The sequence below is a fragment of the uncultured Pseudoflavonifractor sp. genome, assembly GCF_944387805.1.
Taxonomy (GTDB): Bacteria; Bacillota; Clostridia; order Oscillospirales; family Oscillospiraceae; genus Pseudoflavonifractor.
Map to the genome: position 1 here is coordinate 13,832 of NZ_CALXGI010000010.1, position 17,267 is coordinate 31,098.

The window sequence follows — 17,267 nt, forward strand, 5'->3', positions numbered from 1 at the left end:
TTGTTCCGTACGCATTATTATAGCACAGATGCATCTCCGGCGGGCCAGAATTTGTCCTCGTCCAGCAGGACGAGGGGGGAGGTGTTCAGGGCGGCGGCCAGGGCCAGAAGCTCAAAATCGGCCACCACCCGGCTGCCGGTCTCAATCCGGCTCACCGCCTTCTGCTCCAGGGCGAGACCGGCTATCTGGAGCCGGGCGGCCAGCTGCTCCTGGGACAGGCCCAGCTCCACCCGCAGCCGGCGGACCTGACGGCCGCAGAGGTTGGCCTTTCCTCGGTATCGGTACAGCTTCATTGTTATCCTCCAATATATCAAAAATGACTAAAGTTGAAAATAAAAAAAGTGGACAATTGAGTGAAAATGCAGTAAACTAAATTTGGAGTACCCCAAAACCTGGGAAAAAAGGAGGAACACCCATGAAGAAACTGGCAACTCTATTGGCAGTGCTTCTGCTTCTCTCCTGCGTGCCCGCCGCGGCGGCGGAGGAGACGGCGCTCACCGGAGTGGAGGCCTATCAGCAGTACGGCCCCTGGTACACCTGGACCCAGGAGCAGAAGGACAGTGCGGTGGCGGACTGGAGCGAGGAATTCTGGATCGACTACTGGGACGCCTATTTTATCCAGGTATACGCCGACGACGAACAGTACTACGCGGACCTGGACGCCTGGAATGAGGCCTTCTACGGGCCCATGCCCGAGGAGGACTGGGGAGACTGGAACGACTACCTGGGGGAGGAGAAGGCGCTGCTGGGCATGCCCTACCCCGACGGCATCAACGTGTCGGTCAACGGGGAATGGCTGACTCTGGACGGCGTACAGCCCTGGGCCATGGACGGCCGCACCATGGTGCCGGTGCGTCCCTTCCTGGAGGCACTGGGCGCCACGGTGGACTATGCCGGAACCGTAGTTACCGCCAAGCTGGCCAACGGGGATACCCTGGAGCTGACCCTGGGGAGCACCACCCTCACCAGAGTGTCCGGGGACAAGATTGACAAAATCGAGATGGACGTGCCCATGGTGGTCTTGGACAACCGGACCTACATCCCCGCCCGCTTTGCCGGCGAGGCGGTGGGCATGACGGTGGAGTGGGACGACTACTATCAGGCGGCCTATTTCACCGACTGGGACAGCATTGCGGCTCAAATCGATGAAAACTTCTCCATCCTCAACACCATTCTGGCTCTGGACGGGGACCGGTGGGACCCGGAGCAGACTTACCGGGTGAAGGAGATGGTGTCCGGTTCCATGACCCTCTACGGTGAGACGGAGGCGGAGAACGGCACCGCCGCCATGTCCCTGGCTGTGGACGGCCTGGTCCGGGGCGGTCAGGCGGATCTGGACATGAAGCTGGATCTGGACCTGGGAGAGCTGAAGGAACTGGTCACCGCCAGCATGCTGGAGGAGGATGCGGCGGCGCTGGACCTGCTGTCGAACTTTGAGATGGAGGTCCGGGGCGATCTGGGCCAGGGCACCCTCTACATGACCGGAAACAAGCTGGGGGATATCCCCGGCAGCACCGTGGGCAGCGGCGAGTGGCTGGCCCTGGACCTGGGTCAGTCCATTGACGTGGCCGCTCTGGTGGAGGCGCTGGAGGCGGCACAGTCGGAGCCCCTCACCGTGGGCGGCCTGCTCGCTGCCGGGCCGCGGGAGAACGGCACAGGATGGTATTGGGCGCCTCCCTGTACCCAGGTGCTGGACAAGGCGGAGAAGCTGGCCCTCTTCCTGGGCGACGACTGCTTCACCGTCTCCACCTCCGGCAGTACCACCACCTACACCCTGAAGGTGAATACCCTTGGATTGGCTGACAAGCTGTCTGCCTTGACAGAGGAGGACGGGACGGACGAGCTGTCCCTGCTGCTGGACTATCTGAAGGGCGACCTGAAGGTGGATTGCAGCGGTACCATCAAGGTGCGGGACAACAAGCTGGTGGACATGGATGTGCGCTTCACGGTGAAGCTGCCCGCCTCTGTTACGGCCAGTATGCCTGTGGATATTACCTTTGCCCTCAGCGGGAACAGCACCAAGGCGGAGTGTACCCTGACCGCCAAGGCCGCCTATGGCGGGAAGCTGGAGCTGAAGGCGGAGGCTTCCGTGGAAAAGACCAGCGGCACGCCTGTCACCACGCCTCCGGAGGGGGCGGTGGTCCACACCCAGGACGAGTATCTGGATTATGGCGGGGAATACCTGACGGACGCCGCCTGGGGACTGATGAGTGCCATCCGGTAACACACAAAAAATCCACCTTCCCGGCCAGGAAGGTGGATTTTTTATGTGTCGTGTGCTCAGGGAATGAGCCAGAAGCCCACCGCGCCGCAGGCCGCGCCCATAATGGCGCCTGCCAGCACGTCCCGGGGGAAGTGGACGCCGCCGATGACCCGGATAAGGGCGATGAGCACGCCTACGGCCAGGAACACTCCACCCAGCGGGGGACACACCCACCAGAAGGCCATGTCAATGACAAAGACCGAGAACACATGGCGGCTGGGGAAGGAGTTGCCCTTGGTGTCCTTGGGGATAAGGGGCGTGATGTCCAGCACCTCATAGGGCCGGGGGGCGTTGCACCGCTTGCGGAACAGGGTCAGGGCCGCGAAGGACACCCCCGGCGCAATCACAGCCCGCAGCAGCCGGTGGTCCCGGGTGAGGAGCAGGAAGAGCAGCAGGGCGGGGTAGGCGATATAGACCGACAGGGTGAGCAGCCTGTTTACCCTGCGGACCACCCCGGCGTAAGGGCGGAAGGGTGCGGAAAGGCGGGCGTAGAGAGATGCCGTCATGGAAACCTCCAGAGTGAATGGATGGAATGGCTATGAAACCGCACCCGCCCGCCGGGCGGGTGCGGAAAGGGCGCCGGGGGATATCAGGGCAGGTCGGCGTCGATGAGGATGTTGTCCGTGCCGTGCTCCTCAAACTCGGCCATATAGCCGTCGATGCGGCGGTTGAGCTCATCGTAATTAGTCTCGTCGATGGGGGGATCGTCCATGTCCCGCCGGGCCAGGTCCTCGGCGAGAATCTCAAAAAACACATTGTTTTCGTACTCCATAATGGCCTCATGTATGCCGCCGTCCACAAAGGCCCGGGAGGGCACCACCTCGCCCTGCCACAGCTCGGCCAGACTGGGCATCCCTTCCTCCGCCGCCTTGGAAAAGAGCAGGCTCTCCACCTCGTCGTAATCGGCGAAGCGATCGTCGCCCCGGGTGGAATTGAGAATCCAGTTCCCGATGTAGACCATATCAAGCAGCCGGCGGTACTGCTTTTTTGTCAGTTCCAGCTTCATGCGCGAAACCTCCTCGCTGTCGTGACATGGCGGAGCATGGGCTGGGCCGCTCCGCTTGCACATATTATACTTAACAAGATAGGGAAAAGTCAAACCCGGCCGGAGGAGAAATCCGGTGAAATTTCCCCTTGTGTTCCGGCGGCGTTTCGCATATATTATATAAGATAGGCGGCAGGCGGAGCAATTCCGCCCCGCAATTGTTTTGTCTGGAGGTTATTGCTGTGGACTGTCGGCCAATCGGCGTGTTTGACTCGGGCATGGGCGGCCTGACCGCCGTCCGGGAGCTGATTCATCTGATGCCGGAAGAGGACATTGTCTACTTCGGCGACACCGGCCGGGTGCCTTACGGCAGCCGCTCCCGGGACACCATTATCAAGTACGCCCGGCAGGATGTGGCCTTTCTCAGCACCTTTGATCTGAAGGCTGTGGTCATTGCCTGCGGTACCGTTTCCACCACGGCGCTGGAGGTATTGGAACAGGAGAACCCCATCCCGGTGCTGGGTGTGGTGCGCCCCGCAGTGGCAGAGGCGGTGGCGGCCACCCGCAGCAGGAAAATCGGTCTCATCGGCACCCAGGCCACCATCCGCACCGGGGCCTATGAGCGCTATATAGCCAAACTGCTGCCCGACGCCCAGGTAACCGCCCAGGCCTGCCCCCTCTTTGTCCCCCTGGTGGAAAACGGCCGCTTCCGCCCCGGCGACAAGGTCGCCGAGATGGTGACCGAAGAGTACCTCACGCCCCTGAAGGAGGCCGGTGTGGATACCCTGGTGCTGGGCTGCACCCATTACCCCCTCCTGTCCCAGGTCATCGGCAATTTTATGGGCCCCGATGTGAAGCTCATCAACACCGGCGCGGCCTGTGCCCGTCAGGTGGCGTCCATGCTGGAGAAGCGGGATGGCCTCAACAGTCCCGGCCATGTGGGTATCCGACGGTACTTTGCCAGCGACAGCGCCGACGACTTTGCCTCCCTGGCCTCCATCTTCCTGGGACGGGATATCACCGGCGCGGTGGAGCAGATTGACATTACAAAATATTGAGGAGAAGCTGGAGGCAGTCCTTTACTTTTCCCCGGATTTGGGATATAATACCTTGCATTTCGGTACACATCAGAGGTCAAGAGCATGGATAAAAGCGTTATTATTTCCATTAAAGGCAAGCAGTCTTACGAAAACGTGGAAGATGAGACCATCGAACTGGTCACGGAAGGCCTGCTGGCCAAAGAGGGCGAGGGGGCCTATACCCTCAGCTATCAGGAGAGCGAGCTCACCGGCCTGGAGGGAACCCTGACCACGTTCCAGATTGAGGACGGCCGCGTCACCCTCATGCGCCACGGGGAGGTCAACTCCCAGATGGTGTTTGAGGAGGGCCGCCGCCACCTGTCCATGTACAATACCCCCTACGGCGCCCTGGCTGTGGGCATCAAGACCCACAGCATGGACTGCCGCATGGACGACCACGGCGGCAGCATTGAGATCAACTACGCCATTGAGATTGAGCACGCCGTGGCGGGGCAGAATCTGTTCCAGATTCAGGTCCGGGAGAAGCCCCCGGTGCTGATGCAGTAAGTTCATGGGCGGCAGAGGCCGCCTTTTACCAGAGATTGATGAGGTGATTTGAGATGTCCAACATGATCCAGTCCGCCAAGGACCAGGTGGCGTCCCTGACCCAGGCGGCCTATGAAAAGGCCGCCGCCGAGGGCCTCCTGCCCGCCGGGGTCCAGGTAAAGGCCACCATTGAGATTCCCAAGGACGTAGCCCATGGGGACTACGCGTCCTCCTTTGCCATGGCGGGGGCCAAGGCCCTCCACATGGCCCCCAGAGCCATCGCCCAGATTATCCTGGACCACCTGGAGCTGGAGGGGACCTACTTCCAGAGCGCCGAGATCGCCGGCCCCGGCTTTCTGAATTTCCGCCTGGGCAGCCGCTGGTACGGCGAGGTCATCGCGGACATCGAGCGGGAGGGCGCCGCCTATGGCGCCGTGGATGAGGGCCATGGCGAGAAGGTCATGGTGGAGTTTGTCTCCGCCAATCCCACAGGGCCCATGCATATCGGCAACGCCCGGGGCGGCGTGCTGGGCGACAGCCTGGCCAGCGTGCTGCAGCGTGCCGGCTATCATGTATGGCGGGAGTTCTATGTCAACGACGCCGGCAACCAGATCCACAAGTTCGCCATGTCTATCGACGCCCGGTACCGTCAGCTCATTCTGGGGGAGGAGAACGTGCCCTTCCCCGAGGACGGCTATCAGGGCGACGACATCCGCGAGCTGGCCGCCGCCTTCCGCGCCGAGCACGGCGACAGCTGGGTGGACAAGGGCGAGGAGGAGCGCCAGGAGGCCATGGCCGACTTTGGCCTCAAGCGCAACATCCCCAAGATGCAGGAGGATCTGCGCCGGTACAAGATTGAGTACGACGAGTGGTTCCTGGAGTCCTCCCTCCACAAGAGCGGCTATGTGGCCGAGACTGTGGGCATGCTCACTGACAAGGGCTGGACCTATGAGAAGGACGGCGCCCTGTGGCTCAACACCACTGAACTGCTCAAGGAGAAGTACATGAGGGAGGGCAAGACCCGGGAGCAGGTGGACAAGCTGGACCTGAAGGACGACGTGCTCCGCCGGGCCAACGGGTTCTACACCTACTTTGCCGCCGACATCGCCTACCACAGAAACAAGCTGGAGAAGCGGGGCTTCCAGACCGCCATCAACATCTGGGGCGCCGACCACCACGGCCACGTGGCCCGGCTCCAGGCGGCGCTGGACGGCCTGGGCCTGGACGGCTCTCACCGGCTGGTGGTGGTGCTTATGCAGCTGGTAAACCTGCTCCAGGACGGCAAGCCTGTCCGGATGAGCAAGCGCTCCGGCAAGGCCATCGCCCTCCACGACTTGCTGGACGAGGTGAGCGTGGACGCCTGCCGCTACTTCTTCAACTCCCGCTCTTTTACCAGCCCCCTGGACTTCGACCTGGATCTGGCTGTCAAGGAGGATTCCGACAACCCGGTGTACTATGTTCAGTACGCTCACGCCCGTATCTGCTCCCTGGTGGCGCGGATGAAGGAGGAGGGGGCCTGCGTGCCCGCCGCCGCCGATATCGACGCCTCTGTGTTCGCCACTCCAGAGGAGCTGGCCCTGGTCAAGACTCTCTCCCTGTTCCCCGAGGAGATCCGTCTGGCCAGCCGGGACTACGACCCCTCTCATATCAACCGCTACCTGCTCACCCTGGCCGGCGATTTCCACCGGTTCTACAATTCCTGCCGCATTAAGGGCGAGGAGGAGCACGTTCTGTCCGCCCGGCTCAAGCTGGCGGACACCGTTCGGTCTGTGCTGGCCAACGGCATGGCCCTCATCGGCGTCACCGCTCCCGAGAAGATGTAATCAGGGATTGCAGCAGGCCCCCGCTCACCCGAGCGGGGGCCTGCTTTTTTACTCGCATTCCACCTGGGTATAATCCTCTGTGCCGCAGACCGCAGGACCCTCCTCACCCTGGGGCGGGAAGAGTGCCAGGGACGCCCCAAAGAGCAGCACCGCCAGAATTGCTGTCGCCTGTACCTTGTTCTCCTTCAGCAGATGGCCGTGCTCTTCCCACAGAGGGAGCTTGAGCCCCTCTCCCAGCTTCTCCGCGCCGTAGCAGAGGATCAGGGCAATGACCGCGCAGCACGCCAGACGCACCGCCGTGTCCCCCTTGTTTTCCTTCCGCTCCATCACCGCCGCCTCCTTCCGCGCCTGTATCACCAGTATATGCAGCCTGCCGGCGGGCATGTGAGAAAGGGCGCATATTCTGTTTGACCGGTGCTCTGCACCATGATATAATCTGAAATGAATGTGAATTGGCACATTGCGCCGGTGGTTGGCGCAGTGTTACTGTCACGGATGTCTGTATTTTACTCTCCCTGCATGTTCAAAAAGGGGGAACAAAGAAAGGAAGGATTCCATGGAACCCAAAGAGATCCAGAAGCTGGCGATTACCGCCACCAAGGGACGGCTTTTGGGCCTGTCGGCCATCCACCGCGCCGCCTCCGGCCATACTGGCGGTTCCCTGTCCGTAATGGATATTCTGACTGTCCTTTATTTCCATGAGATGAAGGTGAATCCCGAGCAGCCCAGGGACCCTGACCGGGACCGCTTGGTTTTGAGCAAGGGGCATTGCAGTCCCGCGCTGTATGCGGTGCTGGCTCTGCGGGGCTTCTTCCCTGTGGAGGACATGCAGCTCTTCCGCAGCATTGACGGCCACTACTCCGGGCACCCCGACATGGTCCATGTGAAGGGCGTGGATATGTCCACCGGCTCTCTGGGCCAGGGGCTCTCCGCCGCTGTGGGCATGGCGCTGGCGGGCAAGATGGACAGCAAGAACTACCGGGTTTATGCCGTCCTGGGCGATGGCGAGCTGGACGAGGGCCAGATCTGGGAGGCCGCTATGGCGGGCGCTAAGTACAAGGTGGACAACCTGTGCGCCGTGGTGGACTATAACAAGATGCAGATCGACGGCATTACCGACGACGTGATGCCCCTGGGCGACCTGCACGCCAAGTGGGCCGCCTTCGGCTGGAACGTCATCGAGGTGGACGGACACGACTACGCCGCCCTGGCCGATGCGCTGGACCAGGCCAAGGCAGCAAAGGGCAAGCCCACGGTTATCCTGGCCCACACCATCAAGGGCAAGGGCGTGTCCTTTATGGAGCGGGTGTTCACCTGGCATGGCAAGGCGCCCAACGACGAGCAGTACGCCCAGGCCAAGGGCGAGCTGGAAGCGCACCTCAAGCAGCTGGAAGAGGAGGGGAAATAAGATGGCAGGAAGCATTGCAACGCGCGCCGCGTACGGTGCGGCTCTGATTGAGCTGGCTGAGACGCACCCGGAGCTGGTGGTCCTGGACGCGGATCTGGCCCAGGCGGTTACCACCTGCAAGTTCGCCGAGAAGTATCCCGACCGGCACTTTGACATGGGCATTGCCGAGTGCAACATGACCGGCATCGCCGCCGGCCTGGCCACCTGCGGCAAGCACCCCTTTACCAACACCTTTGCTATTTTTGCCACTGGCCGTGCCTGGGAGCAGGTGCGAAACTCCATTGCCTACCCCGGCCTGCCCGTCACCGTGGTGGGCTCTCACGGCGGCCTGTCTGTGGGTGAGGACGGCGCCACCCACCAGTGCACCGAGGATCTGAACAACATGCGGGTTATCCCCGGCATGACCGTGGTGGTGCCCTGCGACGGCAACGAGACCCGTTATGCCACCGAGGCCCTGCTGAACCTGAACGCGCCCTCCTACCTGCGGCTGTGCCGCATGGCGGTGGATAATGTGACCGACGAGATCCCCGGATACAAGTTTGAACTGGGCAAGGGCTTTACAATGCGGGACGGCGGCGACGCCACCATCATCGCCTGCGGGCTGATGGTCCAGGAGGCCCTCAAGGCAGCCGGCATGCTGGCCGCCGAGGGTATCTCCGCCCGGGTTATTGATATGCACACCATCAAGCCTCTGGATGAGGAGCTGGTGGTCAAGGCCGCTCAGGAGACCGGCGTCATTGTCACCAGCGAGGAGCACAATGTCATCGGCGGCCTGGGTGCCGCCGTGTGTGAGTGCCTGTCCCTGCGGTGCCCCGTCCCCGTGGTGCGCCACGGCGTGGAGGACTGCTTCGGCCGTTCCGGCGCGGCCAAGAAGGTGCTGGCTGCCTATGGCCTCACCGCCGAGGTGCTGGCTGATAAGGTTCGGTACGCGCTGACCCTCAAGAAGAGCTGAACGGGACTCCAGCGGATACAGCGCACGAAGAGGGAATACTGTACAGAGCATTCTGCGGCAGGCCGCGGTTGGCGGCCTGCCGCTTTTGCTTGAGTTCTTCAAGGGAAGGGAGAGAATACTGTGATTAAACTCATTGCAATGGATATGGACGGAACGCTGCTCAACGATGACCACGCCACCATCTCCCAGCGCAATCTGGACGCCCTCCATGCGGCGGCAGAACGAGGGATTGAGGTGGTGATTGCCAGCGGGCGCACCTGGAGCCTGCTGGAGTATATCGCCCGAAATATAGGTGTGGTGCGCTATGTGCTCATCTCCAACGGCGCGGCAATCCTGGACCTGGAGACCGGGGAATGGGTGCTCCAGGTAGGCATGCCGGAGCAGCAGGTGCTGGAGTTTATTCGGGTTCTGGATGACCATGATACGCCCTTTGAGCTGTTCTGCGAAGGTACTGCCTACATGGAGCGGAAATATCAGGAGCGTGCCATGCAGTATGTGCTCTCGCCTGCCTACGGGCAGCTCTTCCGGGAACGGATGACCCTGGTGGACGATCTGGCCCCTGCGATTGCCGGGCGGACAGTGGAGAAAATTCATGTGTTCCATGTGGAGCCGGAGGAGCGGGAGATACTGACAAAGGCGCTTCAGGCGGTGGGACCCTTTGAGTCGGCCTGCGCCTATGCCGCCAACATGGAGATTACCTCGCCTGATGCGGATAAGGGCCGGGCCCTCTCCGTCCTCTGCCGGCGGCTGGGGATTGACGCCTCCGAGGTCATGGCCTTCGGCGACGCGGACAACGACCTGGGCATGCTCTCCTGGGCAGGCTGGTCTTTCGCCATGGGCAACGGCACGGACAAGGCCAAGGCCGCTGCCAAGTACGTCACCGGCCTCAACTCCGACTCCGGCGTGGCCCAGAGCGTGGAGCGGTATACGCTGGGACAGCAGAACTGAATTATGGAGCGAGACAAGAACAGCCATCCCCCTGAGGAGATGGCTGTTCTTGTGTATAAGTCCTGCGTATGCAGGCGGCACAGATGCCGCTACATGGGGTATTCCTTCAGTTCATTCAGAAATTCCTGATAGTCATCCTCAGACCAATAAAAGGTCAGGTCCTTTTCTGTGTACGCCGCCGGGGCGTCCCGCATAAAGCTGCCGCCGATATCGTAATCAAACCTTTTCAGCACAGCTTCTGCAAATTCACGGAAAAACATTCCGATTCCGGTGATAACGCTGCCGTCTTCCACGATGGGCTTGTGTACAAAGTTTTCTTTCTGGATAAAGGAGAAGGTATCTGCAAACTGCATAAAATACCCTGCGGTGAATTTTTTGCCATTTAAAATACCTGCCTTTGACAGCAGAGCAGGCGACGAAGAGATGGCCGCAAAGACAACGGGGGTATTGACGCCGCTCCTGAGGAAATCAATCAGCGTTTCATCAAACAGAGCGGGCAAGGGATTGACGGTCCCGGGGAGAATAACGCAGTCGTAATCCGTGATAGCTGCGTCCGCTGTTGTTTTGGTGGGGAGGACACGCAATCCTTCTTCACTGCGGTATTCCTTGTTTTCACTTGCAATAAAATCAATGTCCTCACCGAACCAGACCGTCAGGGCAGAGGTCAGGCAGGTAATCTCCTGCAGGGAAAAGTTGGGATATAGCATCACGGCAAATTTTCTCATGGGCGCACCTCTACAAATATAATCTGTAAATTTATTCTAGCATGGACGCCTGACATTTACAACAGAGCAAAAGAGAGACGGGCTTTTCAGCACGTCTCTCTTTGAAACATATATGGAATGTATGGTGTAAGCGGAGGAGGGCTCAGGCCTGAAAGGCGTCACTTACGCAGCTTATAAAATCCTTCTCCACCAACTCGTAGTCGATGGAAGTCTGAAGCCGGCCGAGCTGATCCTTCCAGGCGTCCACGTTGGTTCTCACCCTGCGGAACCCAAGGGATTCATAGACGTGCTGGGCACGGGCGTTTTTCAGATTCGTGTCGAGAATGATTTTGGAATAGCCGTTTTTGAACAGCCAGCCAATCAGCAGACTCAGGACTTTTCTGCCGATGCCGCGATTCTGGCAATCGGTTTCACAGATTTTGATGCCGATTTCGGCCACGCCCATACCTGCATTGCGATAATTGCACTCACCAATCAGACGGTCGTTTTCCTGAATGACGAGAGCGCCCTTGCCAAGTCCTTTGGCGACTTCCTCCTCGCTGGTCCCCAAGCCATTGGGAAAACCTGCATGCGCCATCACGGCGCCGTCGTTCCACCAGGCTGCAAGCTGCTTTGCATCGGCGGCTTCGGCCTGGCGGACGGTTAGGTTTTCATATCGAATTGGGTCCATCATCGTTCCTCCGTTGCAAATTCTCCGGGAGTGCAGGGAAGCGGGGAAGGGCGCGTTTTGCGTGTGAATCAAACAGTTTAGAGAACATACGTCCGTCTATACCTTAAGCCAGACCAGAGCCCAGCGCAGCGGTGACTTTTGTAAAAAAGTCGCCGCGAACGATATGGCGTCCGCGGCGACGTGGTGACCCAGCGGGGACTCGAACCCCGGACCTTCGCCTTAAAAGGGCGTTGCTCTACCAACTGAGCTACTAGGTCAGATAAAATTGGCTGGGATGGCTGGACTCGAACCAGCGAGTGCGGGAGTCAAAGTCCCGTGCCTTACCACTTGGCTACACCCCAGTATCGCAGGTTCAAAAAGGAAAGGCCCGGAGCGGACGCTCCGGGCCTTCCGCCTTGAGACTATATGGGGTGGGTGACGGGACTCGAACCCGCGACACTCGGAACCACAATCCGATGCTCTACCAACTGAACTACACCCACCATACGGAAGGAAAACTGGCACGCCTGAAGGGACTCGAACCCCTGACCCACTGCTTAGAAGGCAGTTGCTCTATCCACCTGAGCTACAGGCGCGTATGGAGCGGGTGATGGGAATCGAACCCACGCGACCAGCTTGGAAGGCTGGGATTCTACCATTGAACTACACCCGCATGGGAAGCGACATACCAAATGTCATCCTTGATATAATACCACGGACAACCCTGCCTGTCAATGCCTTTCTCGAAAAAAACAAAAAATTTTCCTCCGCACCCCAGCCCGCCATTTGAGAGGGAGCGCGGAGGAGTGGAGATCAGGCAATCAGGCGATGGAGTCCGGAGCAGAATCCTCCATCAGGTCCTGGTCGAAAAAGTCGGAGTAGCGCACGGTGAGCGCTCCGCCCCCAAAGATCACGTCAGCGATGTCCAGTCCGGGTTCCAGGGCAAAGACATAGTTCTCCGAGCTGGTGAGTGCCTGCACCAGCTCGGTGCCGTCCCGGAGCACAATGGTGACCTGGGTAAAATCGGCGGGGAGACGCTGAGCGTTGACAAAGTCAAAGATGCTGTCGGTCAGGTCACCGAAGAGGACGGTCATGCTGTCAGTGGACAGAACCGCAGCGGAGAATCCGGCTGAGATACCCATGTCTCCCACCTTGGAGGCCAGCAGCGTAAAGCCGTCCGCCGCCTCCTCCAGGACAAAGACCTCCAGGGAGCCAAAGGCCTCGGTGCCAGGATTCCGGTTGCCGGCCAGCAGGACTGGCTGTTCCCCGTAGGCAGTGCTCTGGAAGAGCACGCAATCCTCGCCATAGGTGTCAGCCAGCCAGGCCCCCGCCCGCTCCAGCATGCCGCTGTCCGCAGAGGGCGTGGGCGAAGGAACCGAAGGGGCGGCACAGGAGGCCAGAGTCAGAGCCAGCAGAACTGTCACCAGCAGGGAAGCAATACGGGAAAACCGCATAGAAAGCCCTCCTTTTTGTAATTTAAGATAAAAAATCAACGGAGCGTATAGAGAAACAGGCCGGAATCAGCCCCTTGGGCGGAGATGAACACCCGGCTGTCATCCAGCCAACCCAGGGAGCTCTCCTGATTTTGCTCCGTCCCCACTCGGTCAAAGAGAACGAGCCGGCCGGCGGCAAAGTCCAGAACCCCCAGCTGGGTTACATCCAGACTGCTGTCTTTTTGTCCCGACAGGAAGCAGCAGGCGCGGTCTCCGCTGGGGGAGAGGAGGAACCGGGCGCCGGGCACAAAGGTGAAGCCTTTGACAGGAGCGGATTGGGTCCCGGTTTTCCAGTCCAGGACAGCTGTCTGGCCGTTGCTGTCCATCTCCAGGGCGTACCGGCCGCCCAGGTCCAGCACACCCTGGCTGCCTGCGCTGTCATAGCGGGGAAGAGAAGTGGCGGTCTGCTCCACCGCTCCGGAGGACAGGTCCCACACCCAGGCGGAGCAGGTATCTTCTCCGCCGGTGAGCAGCAGGGTGCCGCTGTCCAGAAAGACCGCCCGGTCCGGAGAGGCGCCAAGCGCCTCCTCCAGCGAGGTCAACAACCCGGACTCCAGGTCCAGCAGAAAGAGGCGCCGCCCGGTCTCGCCCTGTATACGCCCTGTCAGCAGGGCGTGGCGCAGGTCGGAGGTGAGGGCAAATTCTGTGACGCCGGTGAGGCCGTCCAGCGCCTGCGGGCCGGCCAGCAGGCGGGTTTTTCCGCTGTTCAGGTCCAGCAGCACAGCCTGGAAGTCAAAGCTCCGCAGCAGACCGCCCCGCAACAGAAGCACCACGGCGTCGCTCCGTCCGGGGATAGTCTGGGCCTCCCAGCGTCCCCCGCCGTCGGGCAGGGAGCCATCGCCCACTGCGGTCAGTCCGCCGTTTCTCACGCACCAGAAGACCCGGCCGGTCAGAGTCCCGCCGCTGCCGGCAAAGCGGAAAGAGGTGACTTCTGCTGGGACATGCTGGAGCGTGCCGTCCTCCAGGGCGGCAAAGCGGACGGAAGCCACCGTGCCGTCCTGGTCCCGCTCCGCCTGCCACAGCGCTGGTCCGCCGGTCCGCCAGCCCTCCAGAGACAGGGACAGGTACTGGACCTGGACGGCCTCCCCCAGCTGTGTGCCGGAGGGGGCCTCCCCCGCCGGTGGAACCTGCTCGGGGGCGGAGAGATGGAGAAAGGAAAAGACAGCGGTGCGAAATTCCGCATTGCCTGCCATGGCGGCCGCCAGAGCTCCCAGCAGCACCGCAGCAGCGGCAGCCGCAGCCAGAAGGCGAAGGCGCAGCCCGCCCCGCCGTTTTACGGGCACGGGTTCGCCCGGCATGAGCCGGGCCCGGGCGCCGGAGAGCAGGGCGGGGTCCACGCCGCCCAGGGCGTCCAAGAGCATATCAGGCGTCAAAGAAATCCCTCCTGTTCCAGATAGATTTTCAGCTTGTTTCGTGTGCGGAAGAGGATGACCTTGACCCGGTTCTCCGGGAGCCGGAAGGCCTGTGCAGTCTCCCGGATGGAGGCCAGGTACCAGTACCGGCAGAGAAACAGATCCCGGTCCCGGCTGGACAGGCCCTTTAGAAAGCCCTCCAGGGCGTGGGTCAGCTCGGACAGCCGGACGGCCTCTTCCGGCCCGCCGGAGGCGGGGACGCACTGGGACAGCTCCTCCAGGGCCAGGGGAACCTGGCCGCCGCCCCGTTTTTTCCGCGTGTTCCTGCGCCAGCGGTCCAGGCTGGTCCGCCGGGTGACGGCCCCCAGAAAGGCGGAGAGGACAGCGGGCCGGTGGGGCGGAATGGCGTTCCAGGTCTGGAGCCAGGTGTCGTTCACGCACTCCTCCGCATCCCCGCGGTCGGAGAGAATATTCATGGCGATGGCGCGGCAGTAGCCGCCGTATTTCCGGTCGGTCTCTGCAATGGCGTCCTCATTTCTCTCCCAGTACAGCGCCACAATCCGGCTGTCCTCCATAACAGCGCCTCCTTCCGGCTGAAATATCCTTTCACCCATATAGTCGCCGGCAGCGTGAAGATGGTTACACAAAAAATCCGCCTGCCGGAAATTTTCCAGCAGGCGGAGAAATATCAGAGCAGGGCGGCGGCCCAGTCGGCCTCACGGAAACCCACCAGGACGGCCATTTCAGTCACCAGGATGGGGCGTTTGACCAGCATGCCGTCGGAGGCGAGCAGATCCAGCTGCTCATCCTCGCTCATACCGGGCAGGCGGTCCTTCAGGCCCAGGGATTTGTAGAGCTGTCCGCTGGTGTTAAAGAATTTGCGCAGGGGCAGGCCGCTGCGGCCGTGCCACTCGGCCAGCTCATTTCGGGCGGGGTTTTCCTCCTTGATGTCCCGGAGGGTGTAGGTAAGGCCGTGGCTGTCCAGCCAGGCCTGAGCCCTGCGGCAGGTGGAGCACTTGGGGTAGCAGACAAAAAGCATGGGAGAGACCTCCTATATCAGCGGTGTGGGTCAGCGGACGTTGGCCTTGAGGCAGGTTCGTACCTCGTCGGCGGTAGACAGGCCCATAACCTGGTCGGCCAGGGCCCGGGCCTCCTCTCTGGTCCAGCGGGAGATGGCCTGACGGATGGGCAGTACGGCGGTGGGGGAGACGGAGAACTCATCCAGGCCAAAGGCCAGCAGCAGCGGGGTCATGAGCGGATCACCGGCGGCCTCGCCGCACATCCCCACCAGAATGCCGGCCCGCTTGGCCTGAGAGGCGGCCATGTGGATTGCCCGCAGCAGGGCGGGCTGGAAGTAGGAGCACAGGTAGGAGACCTTGCTGTTGCCCCGATCCGCGGCCAGGGTATACTGGGTCAGGTCGTTGGTGCCGATGGAGAAGAAATCAACCTCACGGGCCAGCTTGTCCGCCAGAAAGACAGCGGCAGGGGTTTCCACCATGACGCCCAGTGGGATATCCCGGTTAAAGGCCACGCCTTCATCAGCCAGGCGGCATTTGGTCTCCTCCAGCATCACCCGTGCGGAGCGCACTTCGTCCAGACAGGAGACAAAGGGAAGGAGAATGCGGATGCTCCCGTAAGCGGAGGCGCGGAGAATGGCGGACAGCTGGGTTTTGAAGAGATCGGGGCGGCTCAGACAGTACCGGATGGCCCGGAAGCCCAGGAAGGGGTTCTCCTCAGGCTCTGTGTCCAGGCAGGCGATGTCCTTGTCGCCGCCGATATCCAGGGTGCGGATAATAATCTCACGGCCTTCCAGCTGCCGGGCGGCATCCTGATAGATGCGAAACTGCTCCTCCTCGCTGGGAGGTGTGGAACGGTTCATAAAGAGAAATTCCGTGCGGAACAGGCCAACGCCCTCGCCGGTGTGCTCCAGCACATTGGGAACGTCCCTGGGGCTTGTGATGTTGCAGCACAGGGATACGGTCTCGCCGTCGGCGGTGTGGGTAGGGCGCGTACGGAAGCGGAGCAGGTCGGCCTGACGGGCCAGCGCTTCACCCTGGAGGGCGCGGTAATTCCGGAGGGTCTCATCATCCGGATTGATAAGAACGCTGCCGCTGCTTCCGTCCACCACCAGGGTTTCTCCGCCGGAGAGAAGGTCCATAATGTTGGGGACAGAGAGCACAGCGGGCAGAGACATGGTACGGGCCAGAATGGCGGAGTGGGAGGTGATGCCCCCGCTCTCTGTCACAATGGCGGCCACGTTTTCCCGCCGCAGGCCCACGGTCATGGAGGGGGTAAAATCCCGGGCCACCAGTACGGAGCCCGGGGGAATACGCTTTAGTTCCGCCCGGGGCCGGCCCAGCAGAATGGACAGCAGGCGCCGCCGCATGTCCTCCACGTCCAGCGCACGCTGGCGCATCAGCTCGTCCTCCATAGAGGAAAACAGCTCCACATACATACCGCACACGCTGTCCACCGCCGCTTCGGCGCACACGCCGTTCTCTATGGCGGCGTTCATCTGGCTGGTCATATAGGGATCGGAGACCATCATTACCTGTCCGGACAGAATCTCCGCCTGTGTGTCCCCCACCTGGGATCGCAGTTCCTCCGCCATAGCGGTGGTCTCTGCGGTAAAGGCGGCCACAGCGCCGGCGAGCCGGGCCTTTTCCGCCGCCACGCCGGAGAACACTACATTCCCGTACCCCAGGTCGGGCTCAGCCACCAGCACGGCAGCGCCAATGCCGATGCCGCCTGAGGCGGGGATTCCCTCACATTTCATAGATATGAACCTCCAAAGTGCCGCCGGGCGGCAGAATCAGGGACGAATTGAGGGATTACTCCTCGCCCAGGCCGGAGCGAACCAGATCAACCGCAGTGCGGAGCATCTCCACTTCGTCGGGCCCTTCGCAGCGGATCTCAATCTCGGCGCCCTGTTTCATGCAGGCGGCCATTACATTCATAATGCTCTTGCCGTCGATTTCACGGCCATTGAAGACAATGGTGATGTTGGACTGGAACTTGAGCATGGTCTGGACAAAGAGGTTGGCGGGACGCATGTGGAACCCGGCCTTGTTGACAACAGTAAGCTGCTCGCTGACCATAGGAAA

19 protein-coding genes and 5 tRNA genes are annotated in these 17,267 nt (G+C 61.2%); 7 read left to right on the forward strand and 17 right to left on the reverse strand.

Annotation, left to right across the window (positions count from 1 at the left end):
- Positions 1 to 17 precede the first annotated feature (17 nt).
- Entirely contained in the window at positions 18 to 293 is a 276-nt protein-coding gene (locus tag Q0K06_RS04480; RefSeq protein ID WP_294549099.1) for a helix-turn-helix transcriptional regulator, read from the reverse strand.
- 122 nt (positions 294 to 415) lie between these two features.
- Between Q0K06_RS04480 and Q0K06_RS04485 the strand changes: the two genes are divergently transcribed.
- Positions 416 to 2,224, forward strand: a complete 1,809-nt coding sequence (locus tag Q0K06_RS04485) for a stalk domain-containing protein (RefSeq protein WP_294549102.1) — start codon at positions 416 to 418, stop codon at positions 2,222 to 2,224.
- 56 nt (positions 2,225 to 2,280) lie between these two features.
- Here Q0K06_RS04485 and Q0K06_RS04490 read toward each other — a convergent pair whose 3' ends face one another.
- Both Q0K06_RS04490 and Q0K06_RS04495 read right to left on the reverse strand, forming a co-directional pair.
- Positions 2,281 to 2,769: a phosphatase PAP2 family protein gene (locus Q0K06_RS04490; RefSeq protein WP_294549104.1), complete on the reverse strand. Its 489-nt coding sequence runs from the start codon at positions 2,767 to 2,769 to the stop codon at positions 2,281 to 2,283.
- Positions 2,770 to 2,852: 83 nt separating this feature from the next.
- The gene (locus tag Q0K06_RS04495) at positions 2,853 to 3,269 is read right to left on the reverse strand and encodes a hypothetical protein (protein ID WP_294516860.1); all 417 of its coding nucleotides are present in this window, start codon (positions 3,267 to 3,269) and stop codon (positions 2,853 to 2,855) included.
- A gap of 221 nt (positions 3,270 to 3,490) precedes the next feature.
- On the opposite strand from Q0K06_RS04495, the gene murI reads away from it, so the two are divergent.
- The 3 genes from murI (at position 3,491) to argS (ending at position 6,636) form a co-directional block, all read left to right on the forward strand.
- The gene (gene murI / locus Q0K06_RS04500) at positions 3,491 to 4,306 is read left to right on the forward strand and encodes a glutamate racemase (RefSeq protein WP_294549106.1); all 816 of its coding nucleotides are present in this window, start codon (positions 3,491 to 3,493) and stop codon (positions 4,304 to 4,306) included.
- An 84-nt stretch (positions 4,307 to 4,390) separates the two neighbouring features.
- On the forward strand, positions 4,391 to 4,834 hold the full coding sequence (locus Q0K06_RS04505; protein ID WP_294549108.1) for a DUF1934 domain-containing protein: 444 nt from the start codon (positions 4,391 to 4,393) through the stop codon (positions 4,832 to 4,834).
- Between the two features lie 53 nt (positions 4,835 to 4,887).
- Positions 4,888 to 6,636 carry an arginine--tRNA ligase gene (gene argS, locus Q0K06_RS04510; RefSeq protein ID WP_294549109.1) on the forward strand — a complete coding sequence of 583 codons (1,749 nt, stop codon included), beginning with the start codon at positions 4,888 to 4,890 and terminating at the stop codon, positions 6,634 to 6,636.
- Positions 6,637 to 6,684: 48 nt separating this feature from the next.
- Here argS and Q0K06_RS04515 read toward each other — a convergent pair whose 3' ends face one another.
- On the reverse strand, positions 6,685 to 6,963 hold the full coding sequence (locus Q0K06_RS04515) for a hypothetical protein (protein ID WP_294549110.1): 279 nt from the start codon (positions 6,961 to 6,963) through the stop codon (positions 6,685 to 6,687).
- Between the two features lie 229 nt (positions 6,964 to 7,192).
- Between Q0K06_RS04515 and Q0K06_RS04520 the strand changes: the two genes are divergently transcribed.
- From Q0K06_RS04520 to Q0K06_RS04530, 3 genes are all read left to right on the forward strand, one after another.
- Positions 7,193 to 8,044, forward strand: coding sequence for a transketolase (locus Q0K06_RS04520; RefSeq protein WP_294549112.1), 852 nt, complete (start codon positions 7,193 to 7,195; stop codon positions 8,042 to 8,044).
- Position 8,045: 1 nt separating this feature from the next.
- Positions 8,046 to 8,996 carry a transketolase family protein gene (locus Q0K06_RS04525; RefSeq protein ID WP_294549114.1) on the forward strand — a complete coding sequence of 317 codons (951 nt, stop codon included), beginning with the start codon at positions 8,046 to 8,048 and terminating at the stop codon, positions 8,994 to 8,996.
- 120 nt (positions 8,997 to 9,116) lie between these two features.
- On the forward strand, positions 9,117 to 9,944 hold the full coding sequence (locus Q0K06_RS04530; RefSeq protein WP_294549116.1) for an HAD family hydrolase: 828 nt from the start codon (positions 9,117 to 9,119) through the stop codon (positions 9,942 to 9,944).
- An 89-nt stretch (positions 9,945 to 10,033) separates the two neighbouring features.
- Here Q0K06_RS04530 and Q0K06_RS04535 read toward each other — a convergent pair whose 3' ends face one another.
- From Q0K06_RS04535 to Q0K06_RS04595, 13 genes are all read right to left on the reverse strand, one after another.
- Complete coding sequence (locus Q0K06_RS04535) at positions 10,034 to 10,669, reverse strand: DJ-1/PfpI family protein (RefSeq protein WP_294549119.1); 636 nt, start codon at positions 10,667 to 10,669, stop codon at positions 10,034 to 10,036.
- A 142-nt stretch (positions 10,670 to 10,811) separates the two neighbouring features.
- A complete protein-coding gene (locus Q0K06_RS04540; RefSeq protein ID WP_294549123.1) occupies positions 10,812 to 11,339 on the reverse strand; it encodes a GNAT family protein in 528 nt (175 codons plus the stop codon).
- Between the two features lie 181 nt (positions 11,340 to 11,520).
- Positions 11,521 to 11,596: transfer RNA gene (locus tag Q0K06_RS04545), tRNA-Lys, on the reverse strand.
- 9 nt (positions 11,597 to 11,605) lie between these two features.
- Positions 11,606 to 11,680, reverse strand: a tRNA-Gln gene (locus Q0K06_RS04550).
- 65 nt (positions 11,681 to 11,745) lie between these two features.
- Positions 11,746 to 11,821: transfer RNA gene (locus Q0K06_RS04555), tRNA-His, on the reverse strand.
- A 16-nt stretch (positions 11,822 to 11,837) separates the two neighbouring features.
- Positions 11,838 to 11,914: transfer RNA gene (locus tag Q0K06_RS04560), tRNA-Arg, on the reverse strand.
- A 3-nt stretch (positions 11,915 to 11,917) separates the two neighbouring features.
- A tRNA-Gly gene (locus tag Q0K06_RS04565) sits at positions 11,918 to 11,991 on the reverse strand.
- Between the two features lie 148 nt (positions 11,992 to 12,139).
- Positions 12,140 to 12,772, reverse strand: a complete 633-nt coding sequence (locus tag Q0K06_RS04570; protein ID WP_294549126.1) for a hypothetical protein — start codon at positions 12,770 to 12,772, stop codon at positions 12,140 to 12,142.
- Positions 12,773 to 12,807: 35 nt separating this feature from the next.
- Positions 12,808 to 14,184, reverse strand: a complete 1,377-nt coding sequence (locus Q0K06_RS04575) for a hypothetical protein (protein ID WP_294549129.1) — start codon at positions 14,182 to 14,184, stop codon at positions 12,808 to 12,810.
- On the reverse strand, positions 14,181 to 14,738 hold the full coding sequence (locus Q0K06_RS04580) for a sigma-70 family RNA polymerase sigma factor (RefSeq protein ID WP_294549132.1): 558 nt from the start codon (positions 14,736 to 14,738) through the stop codon (positions 14,181 to 14,183). Before Q0K06_RS04580 ends, Q0K06_RS04575 begins: the two co-directional genes overlap by 4 nt.
- Before the next feature lie 113 nt (positions 14,739 to 14,851).
- Positions 14,852 to 15,202 carry an arsenate reductase family protein gene (locus Q0K06_RS04585; RefSeq protein WP_294549134.1) on the reverse strand — a complete coding sequence of 117 codons (351 nt, stop codon included), beginning with the start codon at positions 15,200 to 15,202 and terminating at the stop codon, positions 14,852 to 14,854.
- A 30-nt stretch (positions 15,203 to 15,232) separates the two neighbouring features.
- A complete protein-coding gene (gene ptsP, locus Q0K06_RS04590) occupies positions 15,233 to 16,939 on the reverse strand; it encodes a phosphoenolpyruvate--protein phosphotransferase (protein WP_294549137.1) in 1,707 nt (568 codons plus the stop codon).
- 55 nt (positions 16,940 to 16,994) lie between these two features.
- Positions 16,995 to 17,261, reverse strand: a complete 267-nt coding sequence (locus Q0K06_RS04595; RefSeq protein WP_294549139.1) for an HPr family phosphocarrier protein — start codon at positions 17,259 to 17,261, stop codon at positions 16,995 to 16,997.
- Positions 17,262 to 17,267 lie beyond the last annotated feature (6 nt).

Bases quoted from the DNA above. Each gene is read 5' to 3' on its own strand.
- Q0K06_RS04490 (WP_294549104.1), bottom strand. From the start codon at position 2,769: ATGACGGCATCTCTCTACGCCCGCCTTTCCGCACCCTTCCGCCCTTAC.
- Q0K06_RS04525 (WP_294549114.1), top strand. From the start codon at position 8,046: ATGGCAGGAAGCATTGCAACGCGCGCCGCGTACGGTGCGGCTCTGATT.
- Q0K06_RS04505 (WP_294549108.1), top strand. From the start codon at position 4,391: ATGGATAAAAGCGTTATTATTTCCATTAAAGGCAAGCAGTCTTACGAA.
- Q0K06_RS04570 (WP_294549126.1), bottom strand. From the start codon at position 12,772: ATGCGGTTTTCCCGTATTGCTTCCCTGCTGGTGACAGTTCTGCTGGCT.
- ptsP (WP_294549137.1), bottom strand. From the start codon at position 16,939: ATGAAATGTGAGGGAATCCCCGCCTCAGGCGGCATCGGCATTGGCGCT.
- Q0K06_RS04585 (WP_294549134.1), bottom strand. From the start codon at position 15,202: ATGCTTTTTGTCTGCTACCCCAAGTGCTCCACCTGCCGCAGGGCTCAG.
- Q0K06_RS04520 (WP_294549112.1), top strand. From the start codon at position 7,193: ATGGAACCCAAAGAGATCCAGAAGCTGGCGATTACCGCCACCAAGGGA.
- Q0K06_RS04540 (WP_294549123.1), bottom strand. From the start codon at position 11,339: ATGGACCCAATTCGATATGAAAACCTAACCGTCCGCCAGGCCGAAGCC.
- Q0K06_RS04480 (WP_294549099.1), bottom strand. From the start codon at position 293: ATGAAGCTGTACCGATACCGAGGAAAGGCCAACCTCTGCGGCCGTCAG.
- Q0K06_RS04495 (WP_294516860.1), bottom strand. From the start codon at position 3,269: ATGAAGCTGGAACTGACAAAAAAGCAGTACCGCCGGCTGCTTGATATG.
- Q0K06_RS04535 (WP_294549119.1), bottom strand. From the start codon at position 10,669: ATGAGAAAATTTGCCGTGATGCTATATCCCAACTTTTCCCTGCAGGAG.
- argS (WP_294549109.1), top strand. From the start codon at position 4,888: ATGTCCAACATGATCCAGTCCGCCAAGGACCAGGTGGCGTCCCTGACC.
- Q0K06_RS04595 (WP_294549139.1), bottom strand. From the start codon at position 17,261: ATGGTCAGCGAGCAGCTTACTGTTGTCAACAAGGCCGGGTTCCACATG.
- Q0K06_RS04580 (WP_294549132.1), bottom strand. From the start codon at position 14,738: ATGGAGGACAGCCGGATTGTGGCGCTGTACTGGGAGAGAAATGAGGAC.
- Q0K06_RS04515 (WP_294549110.1), bottom strand. From the start codon at position 6,963: ATGGAGCGGAAGGAAAACAAGGGGGACACGGCGGTGCGTCTGGCGTGC.
- Q0K06_RS04485 (WP_294549102.1), top strand. From the start codon at position 416: ATGAAGAAACTGGCAACTCTATTGGCAGTGCTTCTGCTTCTCTCCTGC.